Source organism: Sphingobium sp. EM0848, assembly GCF_013375555.1.
Lineage (GTDB): Bacteria > Pseudomonadota > Alphaproteobacteria > Sphingomonadales > Sphingomonadaceae > Sphingobium.
Map to the genome: position 1 here is coordinate 1,566,237 of NZ_JABXWB010000001.1, position 17,045 is coordinate 1,583,281.

General features: G+C 65.2%; 14 protein-coding genes. 2 read left to right on the forward strand and 12 right to left on the reverse strand.

Annotated features, from left to right (window positions below):
* Positions 1-46 precede the first annotated feature (46 nt).
* From HUK73_RS07405 to HUK73_RS07460, 12 genes are all read right to left on the reverse strand, one after another.
* On the reverse strand, positions 47-1,942 hold the full coding sequence (locus HUK73_RS07405) for an XrtA/PEP-CTERM system amidotransferase (protein ID WP_176591326.1): 1,896 nt from the start codon (positions 1,940-1,942) through the stop codon (positions 47-49).
* Between the two features lie 90 nt (positions 1,943-2,032).
* A complete protein-coding gene (gene xrtA, locus HUK73_RS07410; protein WP_176591327.1) occupies positions 2,033-3,577 on the reverse strand; it encodes an exosortase A in 1,545 nt (514 codons plus the stop codon).
* Positions 3,574-4,797, reverse strand: a complete 1,224-nt coding sequence (locus tag HUK73_RS07415; RefSeq protein ID WP_176591328.1) for a TIGR03087 family PEP-CTERM/XrtA system glycosyltransferase — start codon at positions 4,795-4,797, stop codon at positions 3,574-3,576. The genes xrtA and HUK73_RS07415 overlap by 4 nt, the downstream gene beginning before the upstream one ends.
* Positions 4,794-5,855, reverse strand: coding sequence for a FemAB family XrtA/PEP-CTERM system-associated protein (locus HUK73_RS07420; RefSeq protein WP_176591329.1), 1,062 nt, complete (start codon positions 5,853-5,855; stop codon positions 4,794-4,796). The genes HUK73_RS07415 and HUK73_RS07420 overlap by 4 nt, the downstream gene beginning before the upstream one ends.
* Positions 5,852-6,697 (reverse strand): XrtA system polysaccharide deacetylase, encoded by an 846-nt coding sequence (locus HUK73_RS07425; RefSeq protein WP_176591330.1) that lies wholly within the window; start codon positions 6,695-6,697, stop codon positions 5,852-5,854. Before HUK73_RS07425 ends, HUK73_RS07420 begins: the two co-directional genes overlap by 4 nt.
* Before the next feature lie 3 nt (positions 6,698-6,700).
* Positions 6,701-7,930, reverse strand: coding sequence for an XrtA/PEP-CTERM system-associated ATPase (locus HUK73_RS07430; RefSeq protein ID WP_176591331.1), 1,230 nt, complete (start codon positions 7,928-7,930; stop codon positions 6,701-6,703).
* A 30-nt stretch (positions 7,931-7,960) separates the two neighbouring features.
* Positions 7,961-9,547, reverse strand: a complete 1,587-nt coding sequence (locus HUK73_RS07435; RefSeq protein ID WP_176591332.1) for a hypothetical protein — start codon at positions 9,545-9,547, stop codon at positions 7,961-7,963.
* Entirely contained in the window at positions 9,547-10,479 is a 933-nt protein-coding gene (locus HUK73_RS07440; RefSeq protein ID WP_176591333.1) for an exopolysaccharide biosynthesis protein, read from the reverse strand. Before HUK73_RS07440 ends, HUK73_RS07435 begins: the two co-directional genes overlap by 1 nt.
* Positions 10,480-10,492: 13 nt before the next feature.
* Positions 10,493-12,004, reverse strand: coding sequence for an XrtA system polysaccharide chain length determinant (locus HUK73_RS07445; RefSeq protein ID WP_176591334.1), 1,512 nt, complete (start codon positions 12,002-12,004; stop codon positions 10,493-10,495).
* Between the two features lies 1 nt (position 12,005).
* Positions 12,006-12,650 carry an XrtA/PEP-CTERM system exopolysaccharide export protein gene (locus HUK73_RS07450; protein ID WP_176591335.1) on the reverse strand — a complete coding sequence of 215 codons (645 nt, stop codon included), beginning with the start codon at positions 12,648-12,650 and terminating at the stop codon, positions 12,006-12,008.
* A 133-nt stretch (positions 12,651-12,783) separates the two neighbouring features.
* Positions 12,784-14,016, reverse strand: a complete 1,233-nt coding sequence (locus HUK73_RS07455; protein WP_176591336.1) for a pyridoxal-dependent decarboxylase, exosortase A system-associated — start codon at positions 14,014-14,016, stop codon at positions 12,784-12,786.
* Complete coding sequence (locus HUK73_RS07460) at positions 14,013-15,554, reverse strand: acyl-CoA ligase (AMP-forming), exosortase A system-associated (protein ID WP_176591337.1); 1,542 nt, start codon at positions 15,552-15,554, stop codon at positions 14,013-14,015. Before HUK73_RS07460 ends, HUK73_RS07455 begins: the two co-directional genes overlap by 4 nt.
* A 49-nt stretch (positions 15,555-15,603) precedes the next feature.
* Between HUK73_RS07460 and HUK73_RS07465 the strand changes: the two genes are divergently transcribed.
* Together HUK73_RS07465 and HUK73_RS07470 are read left to right on the forward strand one after the other, a co-directional pair.
* Positions 15,604-16,611 (forward strand): GNAT family N-acetyltransferase, encoded by a 1,008-nt coding sequence (locus HUK73_RS07465; RefSeq protein WP_176591338.1) that lies wholly within the window; start codon positions 15,604-15,606, stop codon positions 16,609-16,611.
* A 27-nt stretch (positions 16,612-16,638) separates the two neighbouring features.
* A complete protein-coding gene (locus HUK73_RS07470) occupies positions 16,639-16,929 on the forward strand; it encodes an acyl carrier protein (protein ID WP_176591339.1) in 291 nt (96 codons plus the stop codon).
* Positions 16,930-17,045: the final 116 nt, after the last annotated feature.

The following is a 17,045-nucleotide window of genomic DNA, read 5'->3' on the forward strand; positions in this document are numbered from 1 at the left end:
AAATCAAAAGACCAATCGAACCGATGCAGTCGGATCGGAAGCTGCTCTAAAGCGCAAAGAGCCGTGCCAAAGCCTTGTCCAGCATCAGCAATTGCCACAGCAACCGCCCATGATCGGCCAGTCCGGCCTTATGGTCCGCCGCGACCTTGCCCAGCATCTTCGCATCGAACCAGCCCGTCTTCGCCAGCGCCGACCCGCCCGCAATGGCGCTCGCCTCGCCCGCCAGAGGCCCGCGAAACCAGGCGCTGACCGGCGTCACGAAACCCATTTTCTGCCGGTAGAGAATGTCCTGCGGCAGATAAGGCTCCATGGCCTTCTTCATCAGATATTTGCCGCTATTGCCGCGAATGCGCTGGGCGACGGGCAAGCGCGCGGCGAACTCTACGAGGCGATGGTCGAGCAGCGGCTCGCGCGCTTCCAGACTGACGGCCATGCTCATCCGGTCGGTCTTGGTCAGGATATCGCCGGGCAGCCAGATGCGGATGTCGGCATATTGCGCCCGGTCCAGCGGATCGCGGGCGGGCGCCTGCGCCATCGCCTTGATATAGCGATCCTCCGCCCGATAGGCGCCGAGCCGCGTTCTCATATCCTGACTGAACAGTTTCTGCCGCAGGGCATGGGGCGTCACCCCGACCGAGGCGGCATAGGCTTCCCCACCCTCCCCCGCCAGTTCGAGGAAGGTCGACTTGGCGCGCAGCGGGCGCGGCGCCCAGTCGGCCTTGGGATAATAGCGCCCCAGCGTCCCGAACAAGGGCTGCCGCACCGAAGCCGGGATCAGGCCGCGCAACCTCTCACCCTGCATCTGGAAGCGATGCCGCCGATAGCCCGCAAAGGCCTCATCCGCGCCGTCCCCGGAAAGCGCCACCGTCACCTGCTCCCGCGCCAGTTCGCACACCCGATAGGTGGGCAGCGCCGAGGCATCGGCAAAAGGCTCATCGAAATGCAGCGCCAGCGTGTCGATCAGTCCATAATCGTCGGGCGACACGATCCGCGTGCGATGATCGGTGGCGAAACGCCGCGCGATCCGGTCGGCATAGGCGGTTTCGTCCAGTTCCTTGACGTCGAAGCCGATGGTGCAGGTCTTGACCGCCTGCTTGGATGTCTCAGCCATCAGCGCGACCACGCTGCTGCTGTCCACGCCACCGGACAGGAAAGCCCCCAAAGGCACGTCCGCCACCATGCGCGAGCGCACCGCCTGCCGCATCAGCGCGACCAGTTCCTCCTCCAGCGCTTCAGGTTTCGCCTTGCTGCGGTCGGCAAAGCTGATGTCCCAATAGCGTTGCGGTTGCGGCAGGGGCCGCCCGCGCACGATGCGCAAAGTCTCGCCAGCGCCCAGCTTGCGCACGCCCGCGACCATGCAGGCATCATCGGGCACATAGCCAAAGCTAAGATAATCCTCGACCGCCGACAGGTCCGGCGCGCGACGCAACAACGGATGGGCGAGCAGGCTCTTCAGTTCCGATCCGAAGATCAGGCTTCCGTCCGACAGCAGCGCATAATGGAGCGGCTTCACCCCCAAGCGATCGCGCGCCAGCCAAAGGGACTGCGCCCGCGCATCGAACAGGGCGAAGGCGAACATGCCGTTGAACTTCTCGACACAGGCCTCGCCCCATTGGCGATAGCCGTGGAGGATGACTTCCGTGTCGCTGTGCGTGCGGAAGACATGGCCCTTGGCCTCCAGTTCCGCGCGGACCTCCATGAAATTGTAGATCTCGCCATTGAAGACGACCGCCAGGCTGTCATCCTCGGTCAGCATCGGCTGCGCGCCGCTGCCAAGATCGATGATCGACAGGCGCAGATGCCCCAGCCCCACGCCCGGCGCTGTCCAGATGCCGCTGTCATCCGGCCCGCGCCACGGCATGGCGTCCAGCATCAGGCCAACCCGCGCCGGATCGACCGGCTTGGCCGTTTCAAGGTGGAAGATGCCCGCTATTCCGCACATGCGAAGGGTCCTAGAGCATTTTGAAGATAGCTGGAACAGCTGACGACTCGCAAAATGCGGAAAACAAAGGACGAGCAGGCAATGGTCCGATCAATTTGATCGGGTCACTGCCTGCTGGCTTCCGACGCTGCGGTCAGCCAAATCCTTCACATCGCCCAATTCTTGCAGGAAAGCGCTGATCACCGCGTCCGCCGAATGCCCCGGTCTTTGCTCCACAGACACCAATAGGGCGGCGGCGCGCTGGTCGCCGCCCAGCAGGCGCGCCTTCATCGTCTCCAGCTTCACCAGATGGCCGCTGCCGGTCGGGCTCCCGGTTCCAACGACATAGAAGCTCACCACATGGCGCACCACCCGGCCGGGACCGGTGATCTGCTCGCCACGCGCATCACCCGGCGCGGGGGCTGGCTGCGACCATGTCCAGCCGCTGTCGGCGCCCGCAGCGCCCTGACCGAAGCCGACCAGCTCGCGTCCGTCATCCTGCCGGTCGAAGGTCGCGATGGCGAGGTCGACAGTCTCTCCTGCCGCATTGCGGTAGCGGGCCATGCTCAGATAATCGGCCCCGTCGAAGCGCGGCTGCCACGGTTGGAGCGGCGGTTCATCGCTGCGGACCCAGCCCTTCACCTCCGGCATGGCGGGTGCACCCGGCAAGGGCTGCCCCGTCGCCGCGCTCGCCGTCAGCCAGAGCGGCGCCGCCACGATGATCGCCAGCGCGCCGCCCGCGATCGGCCCCGTGGCCGATCCGCCTCCATGCCTCAACTGGTCGGGATCGAACCAGGGATCGCCGGGCTTGCGATCGAAAAACGGCCACGCCACGGCCATCACGATGACCATGATGATGGCGAAGAAGACCCAGCCATAGACGACATGATCGAAGCCCGCCGCCGCATCGATGGTCGTCACTTCCGCGACGAAGATCGTGGCGAAGGCCCGCACTCCGTTGGCCAATATGGACAGCGCCAGCGCCCCAGCCATGAAGGCGATCCGCCGGCTCCAACGGGTGAAGCAGACATTGCAGACCAGCAGGCCATAGGCCGTCATCGCAATCACGAACTTGGCCCCGGAACAGGCCTCCGCCACCTCGAAATAGCCATTGGGCGTGGTGATGAAGATGCCCTGCATCTGCGCCGGAACGCCGGTCAGATACAGCAGGATCATGCTGATATGCGCCGTCAGAAGCTGGAGGGGCGCGACGATCTCCTCGCCGAACGGCACCATGAAGAAGGCGTAGAAAAGCGGAAACAGCAAAGCCCGCGACACGGCGGGACCCAGCAGTGCGATCACCGACCCCTGAAGCATCAGGATCAGCGCCCCATGGCGCACCACCGCGACTCCCGCCGCCGCCCCAAGCATCCAGGCAAAGGCCCCCAGCGCCAGCCAGATCAATCCCGGTGCCCAGGCCGTCGGCTCCAACTGGCGAAGGCCCGGCAATCGCTGCTGCACCAGCCACGCGACCAGAATCGGGATGAACAGGCAATGGCCATAGGTGGAGGCGTTCCACCAGATCGCCATCATGCCCAGCACATCGCGATGGAACAGCGCTAAAATGGTGAAGGCGATGATGCCGAGCACCGTCAGATGCCCGCGCCAGCCCGCAAGCCCGACATCCGGCTTCACCAACAGGATGCGATCGATCATGCAGCTCTCACGGCGGCTTGCGATCCGAACAGCATGTCCGGCAACGCGGCCAGCGTCGCGGACCAGCGATAGCGCTCCTCCATCCGCACCCGCGCCGCTTGGCCCAGACGCCGGGCGCGATCTCCGTCGGACAGCAATGCGACGATCTTTTCCGCTTCCTGCGCGGGATCGGCGGCGATCAGCAGATGTTCCCCATCCCGCGCGTCAATCCCTTCGGCGGCTTGTGGGGAGGCGACCACAGGCCGCGCCATGGCCATCGCCTCCAGCACCTTGTTCTGGATGCCGCGCGCGATCCTGAGCGGCGCCACCACCACATCCGCCGCCGCCAGCCAGCCGCGCACATCGGGCACGGCGCCGGTCACGACCACGCCCGGCAGCGCGGCCAATGCCTGAACCGCCTTGGTGGGATTGCGGCCGACGATCGCGAAGGTCGCCTCCGGGCATCGAGCGCGGACCGCAGGCAGGGTTTCGCGGGCGAAGCTCTCCACCGCTTCGACATTGGGGCGATAATCCATCTGCCCGGTAAAGACGAGCAATGGCGCCGTCGCGCACTGCACCGCCGGGAAATCCGACGCCGGATCGAAATAATCCAGCGCCACGCCATTATCGATGGCGACGATGCGATCCGGCCCCAGCCCGCTCGCCTGCCGAAACAGCGCCGCCTCCGCCTCGCTCACGAAGGCACAGAGGTCCGCGCGCTTCGCCACCGCCCGCTCGAAGTCGAGCAGCATCCGCCCCTCGCGCCGGTTGATCCACGCCATCGGCCCGGAGCCCTGCGCGCCATATGCGGCATATTTGGCCGAATCGAAATCCACGAAATCCATGACGAAGCGCGTCGCCTGCGGCAGCGCCGGCACGAAATGCGCCATTTGCGCGGAATAGGTGACGATTGCCTTGATAGGCCGCTCCGCCAGCGTCTTCGCGACCCAGCGATGCAGGTCGGGATGATCGAACAGCGACACCAGCAGGGACTGCCCCGTCGCCAGCCCCTTGAGACCCGCCACCACCCGCGAACGATCCCGCATCAGCACGCATTGGCTGGCGGTTATCCGCGCCATGTCGGGTGCGAAACCCATATCCCGCGCGTCATCCGCGAAGCAGCCGACATGCACGGGCGCGATCTGCGCCATCCGCTCCAGCAGGTGATAGGAGCGGATCTTGTCCCCCCGGTCCGGCGGAAAAGGGATGCGGTGGCAGAGAAAGAGAATCTCGCCCGTCACCCCAGCCCTCGCGCGATGAAGGGGCCGATCAGGTTCGCGACCGGCAAGGGCAGCTTCTTCCAGAGGTCGATCCGCCGCTGATATTGCGGGCTGTTGGGGTTGATGTCGCGCCGCTCGCCGCTCGCGGACCAGCTATGATAGGACAGCGGCGCCGGATCGAAACCGAAGCTCTTCTTCCACGCCGCCTGACCACTGCCCGTCTTGGAGCGGCCGAAGTCGAAGACGCTCATGCCACGCTCGCGCCCATGCGCCATCAAACGAAAATAGAGGAGTTCATTGGACCGCAGCCGCCGCGCATCCGCTATCCCGCCGCCCCAGAAAGGCATCACCCGCCCCTGGTGATAAAGCGTCAGCACGGCAGAAACCGGCCGATCGCCGTCATAAACCACCATGATGTCAGCATCTGCGCCAAAAGCCACCATGACTTCACGGAACAACCGTGCCGGAAAAACCGGAGTGCCGAGATTGCGTACACTTTCCGAATAGATGCGATAATGGGCCTTCAGATGCCGATCTTCCCGGCCGATCTCGATACGCAAGGCGGTATTGGCGAGCGCCTTGCGCAGTTCCGCGCGATGCTTTTTCGGGATAGCACGCAATTCCGCCTCGTCATCCCCGGCAATCGGCCGCGCAAAGCCGAGGTGACTGCCTTCATGCAGGGTCCAGCTCTCACCCGGCACCGGCCCACCCCGTATCTCGACCGAAGCGATGCCGGCATCGCGCGCCATGCCTTCGCAGGCGGCGGCCAGAGCAGCGACAGCCGCCGGATCGGTCGCCAGGATCCCGCCATCCACGGCAAAGCCCGACGACACCAGTGCCTGTCCGAACAGGGCGCTCTTCACATGATGCAGCGGCAACAGCCCGACGATCTGGCCGGACGGCGCGACCGCGCCAAGCATATGCGCAGCATTGCCCGTCCCCCGCGCCACGCCCAGCAGCCACGCCGGACGGTGAAAGGGCGTGCCCTCGGGATGCGCCAGCACAAACGCGTCCGCCGCCTGCCGCTGCTCCGGATCGCTCAGGTCCAGCGGTGTGACCATGATCTCGCTCGCCCTCATGCCGCCCGCGCCGCTTCCTGCGCGGCCAGCGCATCCACGCGGCCCCAGGCAAAATCGCGTGTCAGACGGCGCAACTTGCCCGCCATGGCCGACAAATTGGTGTAATGCCGGAAGCGCGAGCGCAGCGGCGCACCCTCGACGCGCGGCTGTTCCGGATCGATTTCCCACGGATGGAAATAGATGATCGCAGGCCGTTGATCCCGCCGATTGACCTGCCGGATCGCCCAGCGCGAAAACCCATAAGGCAGCAGCCGGAAAAAGCCGCCTCCCCCTGCCGCGAGCGTTCGTCCCGCCAGCTTCGCCGTCGTCACCGGCAGTTCGACCAGCGACGATCCATGTACTGGCTTCCACGCAAAGCGCGGGCTTTCCGGCCAGCCATAATGATCGTGCCGGATCGGCGCGACGCTGCTGGAATAGGCATAGCCTTCCTCGGCCAGCACCTCATGCGCCCACGGCGCCCGCCGGTCGATGGAGAAGCTCGGCGCGCGATAGCCGGTCACGGCCTGCCCGCTCGCATCCTCCAATATCGCGCGCGACCGGCGCAGGTCGGCCCGGAACTGCGCCCCGTCGAAAGTGGAGACCCGCGCATGGTCATAACCATGGCTCGCCACCTCATGCCCGGCCTCCACGATCCGCCGCATCAGCGCCGGATAGCGCTCCGCCACCCAGCCCAATGTGAAGAAGGTCGCCTTGACCCCGGCCTCATCGAACAGCGCCAGCACAGCATCGGTGTTGCGCTCGACGCGATGGATAAGGCCAGCCCAGTCCTCACGCCGGATCGTGCGTTCGAACGCACCGACCTGGAACCAGTCCTCGACATCGACGGACAGGGCGTTCAACATGGTTCAGGCAGCGGCGCTGTGCGGCGCGGCGCCCATCCGCTCTTCGCGCTCAACCCATTCGACCAGCATCGTCAGCACCCGGCGCAAGGCGGTATCCTGCTCCGTAACGCGAAACTCCAGCGTGGACAGCCGCTCTTCGATCAGGGCGAAACAGTCCTTGAGCGCTTCGGGATCGACACTCGGCGCGCTGCGGGCAAAATCATTTTCCGCCCGCAGCGTATCGATCTCCGCCCGGAGCGCATGAATCTCGTCCATCAGATTGACCGCCGGTTCCGTCCGTTCGGCGCGCAACGCCTCAATCTCGGCCCGCAGCGCCGTGACCTCATCCGATATGGCCGGATCGACCGCGACCGGCGCCGGCATCTCGACCAGTTCCTCCGCCTCGTCCAGCACGCTGTGCGCCATTGGCTCGGGCGTCACATCGGCATCCGCGCCCATATCGGCCACGACCGCATAGACCACCTCGGCATCGATCACCGATAGCTGGTCCAACGCGCCCAGCAGCAGCACACGGCTCACCAGCACGTTGATCCGACGCGGCACGCCGCCGGTCGCGGCATAAATGGCGTTGAAGGCTTCGGGCGTGAACTGCGGATCGCCCTGCCAGCCGACCAGCGACAGGCGATGCACGATATAGGGCTCGACCTCGCGCCGCATCATGGGGTCAAGATGATGGGTCGCAATGACGCGCTGGCGCAACTGCTCCAGTTCCGGCGACTTCAGCAGGTCGCGAAACTCCGGCTGGCCGAGCAGGAAGATCTGCAACAGCGACTGCCCGCCCAACTGAAAGTTGGACAGCATCCGCAGTTCCTCGATGGCCGAGATCGGCAGGTTCTGCGCCTCGTCCACGATCAACAGAGAACGGCGCCCCGCCCGTGCCTGCGCATGCAGCCAACCCTCGATCTGGCGCAGGATCTGCGCCTTGGGCATGCCGTCCACCGCCAGACCGAAGCTCTGCGCGGCCAGACGCAGCATGTCGTCGCCCTCCACCTGGGTCGAGACGATCTTCACCGCCGTCAGCCGCGACGGGTCGATGGTGTTCATGAGATGCCCGACCAGCGTGGTCTTGCCCGCGCCGATATCGCCGGTGATGACGATGAAGCCCTCTCCCTGCGCCAGACCATAACCGAGGTAGGACAAGGCCTTGCGATGGGTCGCGCTCTCGAAATAGAAATGCGGGTCCGGCGTCAGCTGGAACGGGCGCCCCTGCAATCCGTAGAACTGATCGTACATGCCTATTTCTCCAGCCCGTGGGGCTCTAGCTTAAAAAGTATAACGCAGGCCAAGCTGGCCCATCGCATTGATGACGCTATCCAGCTTGTCCGCCTTGGCACTGTCGATGCCGACCGAGGCCGACGCCTGAAGATTGCGCGTGACGAGGCGATAATAGCTGGCGAAGGCGCCCAGATTGAGCACGTCCAGACGATTGCCGCTGGCGTCGAAATAATTGGCATAGACCGCCGTATCGATGCTCGACTGGCTGTCGATCCGATAGGTGAGCGAGGCATTGCCATACCAGTTCTGGTCCCGCGTCCCGCGCACGAACACCGTCTCGCCCGAGGGCGTCACGAATTTGCGCTGCGAATAGCCCAGGCCGATGCCCATCCCCCACGGCCCGCGCGACGCCGCATATTGCGCAGCCACGCCACGATAACGGAAATTGGCGCCCGTAATGCCCGCCAGCGCATCGTTGAAGCACTGCCCTCCCCCCGTCGAGGAGAAGGCGCAGCCAGTGAAATCGCCGGTAAAGGGGTTGCGCACCAGATTGAGGTTACTGCCCGACAGCGCCGCCACATCGGAGGTGATGACCCGCCCGAAACTGTCGATCCCGTCGAACACCACCAGCGCGAAACTCTGGTTGCGCCCCTGCCAGATGAAGCTGCCCGAATAGGTCATCCCGCCATAGCGCTCACCCACCCGCGCCGTGAGCGAAGTGCGATGGCTTGGCCGCCAGAGCACACCGACATCCCAGATGATGTCATCGAAATCGTAGATCAGCTGGCGCGGCGAGCTTTCATCGGTGACATAACGGCCGCTCGAGGAAATCACCGGCGCGCCATTGCTGTCGAGCAAGGGCGAACGCTGGCTGATCTTCATATCCTCATAGCCGACGCCGCCGATCAGGGCGACCGTGGGCGATACCGGCAGCGTCGCATCCAATCGCGCCCATTTATCCTCGAACCGCTGGTCGAGCTGGCTCGTATCCTCCCGGCTGTAGCCCGCGCTGGCGACCAGGCCCAACGGCATCCACACGCCCGGCCGGACGCCCACCGACCCCATCAGGTCATGGGTCGTCGAATCCGCGAAGGAACTTCCCCGCGCTACGCCCGGAAGCGAAAGGCCAAGATCATCCTCAACCCGCGCATAGCCGAGCCGATAGGAGGCGTTGATGTCGAGATCGCCGAGCCGGGTCGTGTAGGACGGCCCGATATAGCCGGCATAGACCTGACTGCTATAGCCGTCATTGCGCACCGCAGCGCCCGACAGTCCATCGGTCCGCACCCGTGTCGCAAGACCGCCCGCATTCAGCGTCAGCCCCCGCGCAACGCCATAACGCCCGCTGACGATGCCGCTGATGACATCCTGATCGCTGATCTGGCTGCCCCAGCCGAAGCTGTGCGCATATTGCAGGTCGGCCGCTGCTTCCATGCGGCGCGTCTGGATGCTGGCCGTCACGCCTGCGGTGACATTGGTGTAGGTGAGAACGTCGCCGTCGCCCTTGACCGGCGCGACCACGACCTGATCGATGCCGAGATAGGGCGTGACGTCGACCTTGCGCTGCTCGTCCCGCGCAAAGGCGGGCGAGGTCAGAGCGATCCCCGCAAGAAGAAGGGCAATGCGGGACATCATCAGTCGGCATTTCCCTTGGCATAATAGCTGCCGAAGCGCCGCCCGCCGGTGGAGAAGCGCACGCCGTTCAGCAGCAGCTTCACCTGCGGCCCGCCCTTCAGCAGGCTCGCCGCATCGCGCAACGCGCCTTCCGTGGTGCTGTCGGCCCGTACCACCAGCAGGGCAACAGCGGCATGGCTCGCCAGCACCGCCGCCGGGGACGCCGCGAGCAGAGGAGGCGAATCGAACAGGATGATGCGGTCCGGCCGCCCTTCCGTAAGGCGGTTGAACAGCATTTCCGTCCGCGCCGACGCCAGATATTCGGTGTCGTTATTGCTCCGCTGCCCGGCGGGAAGCACGGCAAGCGACAGAATGTCGGTGCGCAGCACGCAATCCTCAATGGCGATGGCCGGATCAGCCAGCGCATCCATCAGTCCCGGCCCAGCGGTCAGCCCCAGCGCCTCGGGAATGCCCGGCTTGCCGAAATCCGCGTCGACCAGCAGGATTTCCCGCTCCTTCTCCGCCGCGAGGCTGAGCGCCAGGTTGATCGCGCAGAAGCTCTTGCCCTCCCCGCTATGCGCCGAGCAGATGAGCACGCGATTGCCGCGCCCGGTTTCCGCCAGCGTCGCCAGCAGGTCGCGCTTGAGCAGCCGAAATTCCTCGCTCATCGCGCTCACCGGACCATCGGGCAGCAAATAGCCCCCCTCGACCAGCGCGATGCGGTCGATCGGTTGCACCAGGCCGGTCCAGTCGGGCGCGCGATAGCCGGTTTCCGGTGCCTCGAACGCGGCCGGTGCAGGCTGCGCCATCTCCGCTTCCGGCGACGGGAGCGGCTCATCCTCCGGCACTTCCACCGCGGGGGCCGCGCGGCCACGCAGGGCCGCGCTGAAATCGTAGATTTCGGTCGCGCGCTCGATCAGGGAACCGCCGGACAGGGACTTATGTTTGTTCATCGCCAGTCCCCCTTCACGCCAGCCCACGCTGGACAAATTCGATGACGATCAGCAGCAGGCACAGCGCCACCAGCCCGCCGCTCGCCCCCGCGAACCATTTCAACCGCTGCTTTTCCACGGCGACCTCCGCCGCGCTGACCGTCTGGCTGATCGATCCGATCACGGACACGCCCAGCGCCTTCTCCAGCCGCGCCGCATTGGGGAAGCCGCCCTTCAACTGCGCCATGGCGAAGGCCGTGCCGATCCCCGCGCCAAGCCCCAGGATCAGCACGCCCAGCAACAGCAGCGGCCGCTTGGGGGCAGCCGGGGCCGTCGGCAGATTCGGGGGATTGATGACGCGGAACTGGACCTGTCCGGTTTCCGTCTTCACATCGCCGCGCAGGCGGATTTCCTCGCGATCGGCGAGCATCTTGTCATATTGGGTCTTCAGCACCTGATAATCGCGGTCGAGCTTTTCCTGCTCGGCGGAAAGGCCCGGCTCGTCGCTCTGGCGCGAGGTCATGGCATTGAGGTCAGCCTGCAACTGCGCCTTGCGGGCGGAAAGCCCCTGCACGGTCGCGGCGCGCTCCGCCTGCATCGACCGGATCGACAGATAGGCCGGATTGGGCGAGCCGGTCGTCGCACCGCTTCCCTGACCACGCAGCAGATTGACCTGCCGCTGCGCCGCGATCACATCGGGATGGTCGCTGGTGAAACCCCGCGCCCGCATCGACGCCAGATCGGCCTGCGCCTGAGCAAGCGCCGAAGGGCCGCCCGAAGCCCCCATAGCGGGCAAGGTTTGCGGCGTCCCCGCCAACTGCCCGTTCATCGCCGCCAGAGCACTCTGAGCCTGAACGAGCTGCGAATCGATATTGCTGATTTCCTGCCGGGCGGCGTCCATGCGCTGACCGATCGACCCCGCGCCCGGCAACATCCCGGCATAGCGCTGCTCGAACTCGACGCGGCGCTGTTCGGCGGCGGCAAGCTGCTTGCCGCGCGCCGCCAGTTGCTGGTCGAGGAAGGCAAGGCTCTGCTTCGTCTCGACTTTGTCGGACGACAGGTTGGTTTCCTGAAAAATGTCGACAAGCTTTTGCACGATCTGCTGCGAGATGCGCGCATTGGCGCCGTCCGACAGACCCGAATCCGCCGAGGTCGCGCTGATGTCGATCATGCTGGGATCAAGCTGCGCGACCACGGTGATGCCTTCACGCAGCTTCGTGATCTTCGCCGCCATGTCGCGCGAGCCGTCGACCGTCCGGCTGAGGTCGGTTTCCCTGACCACCCGTTCCAGATTGTCCGTACTCGCCAGCGTCTGGCGCACCCGGTCCAGATCCTGCTGCGACTGGACCTGGGTGATGCCGACCTTGTCCTCCAGCAGCGACTGGGTGTTCACATAGACCCGCGCCTTGGATTCATAGCTGTTGGGGATGAGCGCCACGCCCAGCCAGCCCAGCAGGCACACGCCCCATGCCACGCCCAGCGCCAGCCAGCGCCGGGTCCAGATGCCATGCAGGATGACCAGCAGTTCGTCGACCAGCGCCGCCACGTCAGAACATGCTTTCGGGAATGATGATGACGTCACCCGGCGCCAGCATGACATTGGCCCCGCTGTCGCCGCGCTTCAGCAGGTCGCCGATGCGGACCTGATATTCCTGCTGCTTGCCCGTATCCCGGTTGAAACGGACCAGCCGCGCCTTGTTGCCCGCGGCATATTCGCTAAGGCCGCCGACGGAGATCATCGCGTCCAGCAGCGTCATGTTCGCGCGGAACGGGATCGAGGCGGGCTTTTCCGTCGCGCCGACGATCCGCACCTGCTGGCTGAAGGTGCCGGAGAAATTGTTGACGATCACCGACACCAGCGGATTTTCGATATATTTGGACAGCGCGACCTTCAGATCGTCGGCCAACTGCTTCGGCGTCTTGCCGACAGCCGACATGTCCGAGATCAGCGGCGTGGTGATGCGCCCGTCCGGCCGAACCTGAACCTTCGCGCCCAAATCCGGGTTGCGCCACACGAAGACGGTGAGATCGTCCAGCGGACCGATCACATATTCCTCGCCCGGCCCTTCCTGCGTCGAAACAAAGGCAGCCGGCGGCAACTTCGGTGCACTGCCGCCCGAAGCACAGCCCGAAAGGGCCAGGGCAGGCAGCGATGCGCCGATCAAAGCCCGGGAAACCGACACGAAACGCATGTTCTTCACCTCTTGCAACGACCGCGCGCCGACGACCGCCAAAGAGACAAGGCAGGCCATCAAGCACCGGGCTTTGACAGCCTTCTTGCCCGCAAAGGGTAAAAATAGCGTTAGGAGTTAAGTTACTGGCAAATCAGCCAAGTAATAGCTCTCCGGGACTTGGATGACCAAGAAAAGCGGCAGGACTGGCGGAGGCGCCATAGGCCCCCGCAAGGAATATCGCGATCAGATCGCCCTCCTCCACCGGCGGCAATGCGACCTTGTCTCCCAGCTTGTCGATCGGGGTGCAGAGGCAGCCGACCACCGTCACGGCTTCCTCGCCAGGCGTCTCCCCGAAACGGTTGGCGACGGCAATGGGATAGTTGCGCCGGACCACCGTGCCGAAATTGCCGCTGGCGGCCAGTTGATGGTGCAGGCCGCCATCGACCACGACAAAGGTTTCGCCCTGACTTTTCTTCACGTCGACCACGCGGGTCAGGTAGACGCCCGCCTCACCCACCAGCCAACGGCCCAGTTCCATGGCGAACTCGCTGCCCTGAAGGATGTCGGCGCGTCCGTCCAGCACGGTGCCCAATGCCTCTCCAATGGGTCTGATATCCAGCCGCTCATCCCCCGGGAAATAGGGGATGCCGAACCCGCCGCCCAGATTGACCAGCGGCGGCGTCACGCCCACCGCCTCGGACAGCCGGGTCGCAAGGCCGATGGTCGCCGCCTGCGTCTCGATCAGCGCCTCCGCGCCCAAGGCCTGGCTCCCGGCGAAGATATGCCATCCGCGCCAGTCGGCCCCGGCATCGATCACCCAGCGGGCCAGATCGGCCGCCCGCTCGGCATCCACGCCGAAGGGCTTGGCCCCGCCGCCCATGCGCATGCCGGAGCCTTTCAGGTCGAAATCCGGGTTCACCCGCACCGCGAGCCTCGGCGTCTTGCCGCGCCGCTCGCCCAGGGCGACCGCCCGCCGCGCCTCGCCCTCCGACTCCAGATTGATCGTCGCACCGCTGTCGATGGCGACGATCAGTTCATCGTCGCGCTTTCCCGGTCCGGCGAAGCTGATGTGGGCCGCGTCCATGCCCGCTTCCAGCGCGCGCGTCAGCTCTCCACCCGAAGCCACGTCGAAGCCGTCGACCAGCCCCGCCATCCGCTCCAGCAAGGGGGCATAAGGGTTCGCCTTCACCGCATAATGCAACGACAGGATGGAGGGCATGGCGTCACGCAGCGCGCGCACCTGCGCCTCCACGATCCCCATGTCATAGACGAAGAGCGGCGTGTCGCCCGCTTCATCGACCACGCTGGCAGCACCGCAACCGCCGATCAGCAGCATTCCCTCTTCGCTGGAGAAAAATGGCGGGATTGGTCCCATCGGCTTCATGCGGCATACTCCCTGGCCAGCGCCACGCGGTCGATCTTGCCATTGGGATTGCGGGGGAATTCGGACAGCATGATGATCTCGCGCGGTTGCATGAAATTGGGCAGTTCGGCCTTCAGCCGCGCCTCGACCTCCGCCTTTAGTTCAGGAGCCGTACCGCGCAACAGCAACAACACCGCCTGTCCCAGCCGCTCATCCCTGACACCCAGCGCGACGGCTTCAGCCACGCCTTCGACAGCGACGGCGGCTTCCTCGATCTCGGTCGGGCTGATGCGGTTGCCCGCCGACTTGATCATCGCGTCGTCGCGTCCGACGAAATAAAGCAGTCCTTGCGGGTCCCGTCGCACGGTATCGCCCGACCACACAGCCATGCCGCCATAGCGCGAAGCCACCGGCGCCGGTTTGAACCGCTCCGCCGTGCGGGCGGCGTCCTGCCAATATCCCTGCGCCACCAGTGGCCCGCAATGCACCAGTTCACCCGGCTCATCATCGTCGGTCAGACTGCCATCGGGCCGCACCACCAATATCTCGGCATGGGGAATGGCGGCCCCCATGCTGTCGGGATGGCTGTCCACCAGCGCGGGCGGCAAATAAGTGGAGCGGAACGCCTCGGTCAGCCCATACATGGGATAGAGATCCGCCTTCGGAAATAGCGTCCGCAACTTCGCCACCAGAGGCCGGGTCAGCGCCCCGCCGCTGTTGGTAAGGCGCCGAAGCTTGCCCGCGATCTCCTCCGGCCAATCCAGCTCGGTCAGTTGCACCCAGAGCGGCGGCACTCCAGCCAGCGTGGTAATGTCCCGCCGGTCCACCGATTTCACCACATCGCGCGGTGTCAGATAATCCAGCGGATAGACGCATCCTCCGGCAACCCATGTCGAAAGCAGCTGATTCTGCCCATAATCGAAGCTGAACGGCAGCACGCAAAGCGTCCGGTCCTGTTCCGTCATCTTCAGATAATCCGCCACCGCCACGGCGCCCAGCCACAGATTGGCATGACTCAGCATCACCCCCTTGGGCCGCCCGGTCGATCCGCTGGTGTAGAGGATCGCCGCCAGATCGTCCGCCGCCGCCTCCGAAGGCCCCAATGCCTCCCCGCCGCTCATCGCGCCGGCGGCGTCATCCTCCCGATGCAGATGACATCCGTTGGGCACATCGCCCGACTCCAGAGTCGAAAGCCGACTCGCGGTGCCGATCAGCAGCGACGCCCCGCTATCGGCCAAAATATGCGCGACCTGTGCATGTTTGAGCAACGGATTGATCGGCACATGGACCAGCCCCGCCCGCGGCGCGGCCAGCGGCATCAACGCCGCCACCGGCCCCTTGGCGATCCAACTTGCGACTCGCGCGCCCTTTTCCAGCCCGAATCCCACCAGCCAGGCCGCCAGTCGCCCCAGCGTGATTTCCAGTTCCGCATAGGTCTGCGTGCCCGACCGTCCATCCAGCGCGGGCCGCGCCGGATCGCCGCGCAGCAGCACATGATCGATGGGCCGCACTGCCGCGCCATCGATCGTCGTCGGCACCGGGGAATCGCTTAACTCCATCTCCAGACTTTTTCCCTAAACGCCATGATGTTGCCGGGGAGATAGTAGTTTGCTGGTCGCAAGGGAATATCGCAGCGTTGCAGAAGCGCGTCAGGCGCTTTCCGGCGCGCTCGACCGCGCGGCCACGCCCTCCCTGTTCGACCGGATCGACTGGTTCGAATCGCTCCATGACCATTGCTTCCCCCAAGTTCCGGTCCGCATCTGCAACGCCGTGGAGGAAGGCAAGGCCGTGTGGCTGTTCCTGCTCTCTTCCGGAGCGGGGCAACTCAGCGCTCTTGCCAACTGGTACAGCTTCGATTGGTCGCCCGTCTTTCTTGGCGCGCCGGACCCCACCGTCCGGCGGCGGCTGATCGAAGTGATCGCCCAGAAATTGCTGAAGGACAGCGCCCGGATCGACCTCTACCCCGTAACCAATGCGTCAGACCTGCTGCTGGAGGCATTCCGCCGCGCGGGCTGGTTCGGCGTGCGCCGGTCGATGGGCGGGCGGCATCTGCTGCGTCCCCAGGGCCGCAGCTTCGCGGACTATTGGACAGATCGGCCCGGCCGCCTGCGCACGCTCATCACCCGCAAGAGCCGCGCCAGTCGCTTCACGCTCAGCATCACGGATCGGCTGACCGATTCCCTGTGGCACGACTATGCCGCCGTCCATGAACGCAGTTGGAAACAGCCCGAACCGGACCTGCCGTTCCTGCGCGCACTGGCCCAGCGGGAAAGCGCCGCCGGGACGCTGCGTCTGGGTTTTGCGCGGCTGGAGGAACAGCCGGTCGCCGCCCAGCTCTGGACCGTCGAAAACGGCACCGCGCTGATTCACAAGCTGGCCCATGACAAGGGTTTTGACGGCGCGTCGCCGGGCAGTTTGCTGAGCCACGCCCTGTTCGCCCATGTCATGGACAAGGACGGCGTGACCCTGATCGACTATGGTACGGGCGACAATGGCTACAAAACCGACTGGATGGAGGAGCGCGAGACGCTCTACCGGCTCGACTTTTTCAACCCGCGCTGCGCCTCCGTCTGGCTGCCCGCAGCGCGCACCGCCATTTCCGCGCTTGTCGGATAGCGTCTGAACGATTAGGTAGCGCCCATCATGCGGGCGGACAATATTCAGCCGGTCGACCGGACAATGGACATCGAAACAATGATGCGCGCCTTGCTGCGCGACGTACTGGCCCTGTCGCAGGAACGCGTCGATGCGTTCGATGCGGACACGCCGCTATTCGGCGCGCTGCCGGAGCTTGACTCCATGGCCGTCGCTGGCCTGCTCACCGAAATGGAAGATCGCTTCGATATCCTGATCGAGGATGAGGATATCGACGGCGATACCTTCGAAACCTTCGGCACGCTGGTTGCCTTCGCTGAGGCGAAGGTCGGGAACTGAGCTTCCACCCGTGCGGACCTGAAGATTATTCTGAAACGGTGGATTGCCGCCCCCTCCCGCAAGCGAGAGGGGGAGCGAACTCGTCTGGTTCGGGCCATTCCCGGCCCGATTGCCAC

Coding starts and splice junctions, on each gene's coding strand:
- HUK73_RS07405 (WP_176591326.1), bottom strand. CDS start 1,942: ATGTGCGGAATAGCGGGCATCTTCCACCTTGAAACGGCCAAGCCGGTC.
- xrtA (WP_176591327.1), bottom strand. CDS start 3,577: ATGATCGATCGCATCCTGTTGGTGAAGCCGGATGTCGGGCTTGCGGGC.
- HUK73_RS07420 (WP_176591329.1), bottom strand. CDS start 5,855: ATGAGGGCGAGCGAGATCATGGTCACACCGCTGGACCTGAGCGATCCG.
- HUK73_RS07425 (WP_176591330.1), bottom strand. CDS start 6,697: ATGTTGAACGCCCTGTCCGTCGATGTCGAGGACTGGTTCCAGGTCGGT.
- HUK73_RS07430 (WP_176591331.1), bottom strand. CDS start 7,930: ATGTACGATCAGTTCTACGGATTGCAGGGGCGCCCGTTCCAGCTGACG.
- HUK73_RS07435 (WP_176591332.1), bottom strand. CDS start 9,547: ATGATGTCCCGCATTGCCCTTCTTCTTGCGGGGATCGCTCTGACCTCG.
- HUK73_RS07440 (WP_176591333.1), bottom strand. CDS start 10,479: ATGAACAAACATAAGTCCCTGTCCGGCGGTTCCCTGATCGAGCGCGCG.
- HUK73_RS07450 (WP_176591335.1), bottom strand. CDS start 12,650: ATGCGTTTCGTGTCGGTTTCCCGGGCTTTGATCGGCGCATCGCTGCCT.
- HUK73_RS07455 (WP_176591336.1), bottom strand. CDS start 14,016: ATGAAGCCGATGGGACCAATCCCGCCATTTTTCTCCAGCGAAGAGGGA.
- HUK73_RS07460 (WP_176591337.1), bottom strand. CDS start 15,554: ATGGAGTTAAGCGATTCCCCGGTGCCGACGACGATCGATGGCGCGGCA.
- HUK73_RS07470 (WP_176591339.1), top strand. CDS start 16,639: ATGCGGGCGGACAATATTCAGCCGGTCGACCGGACAATGGACATCGAA.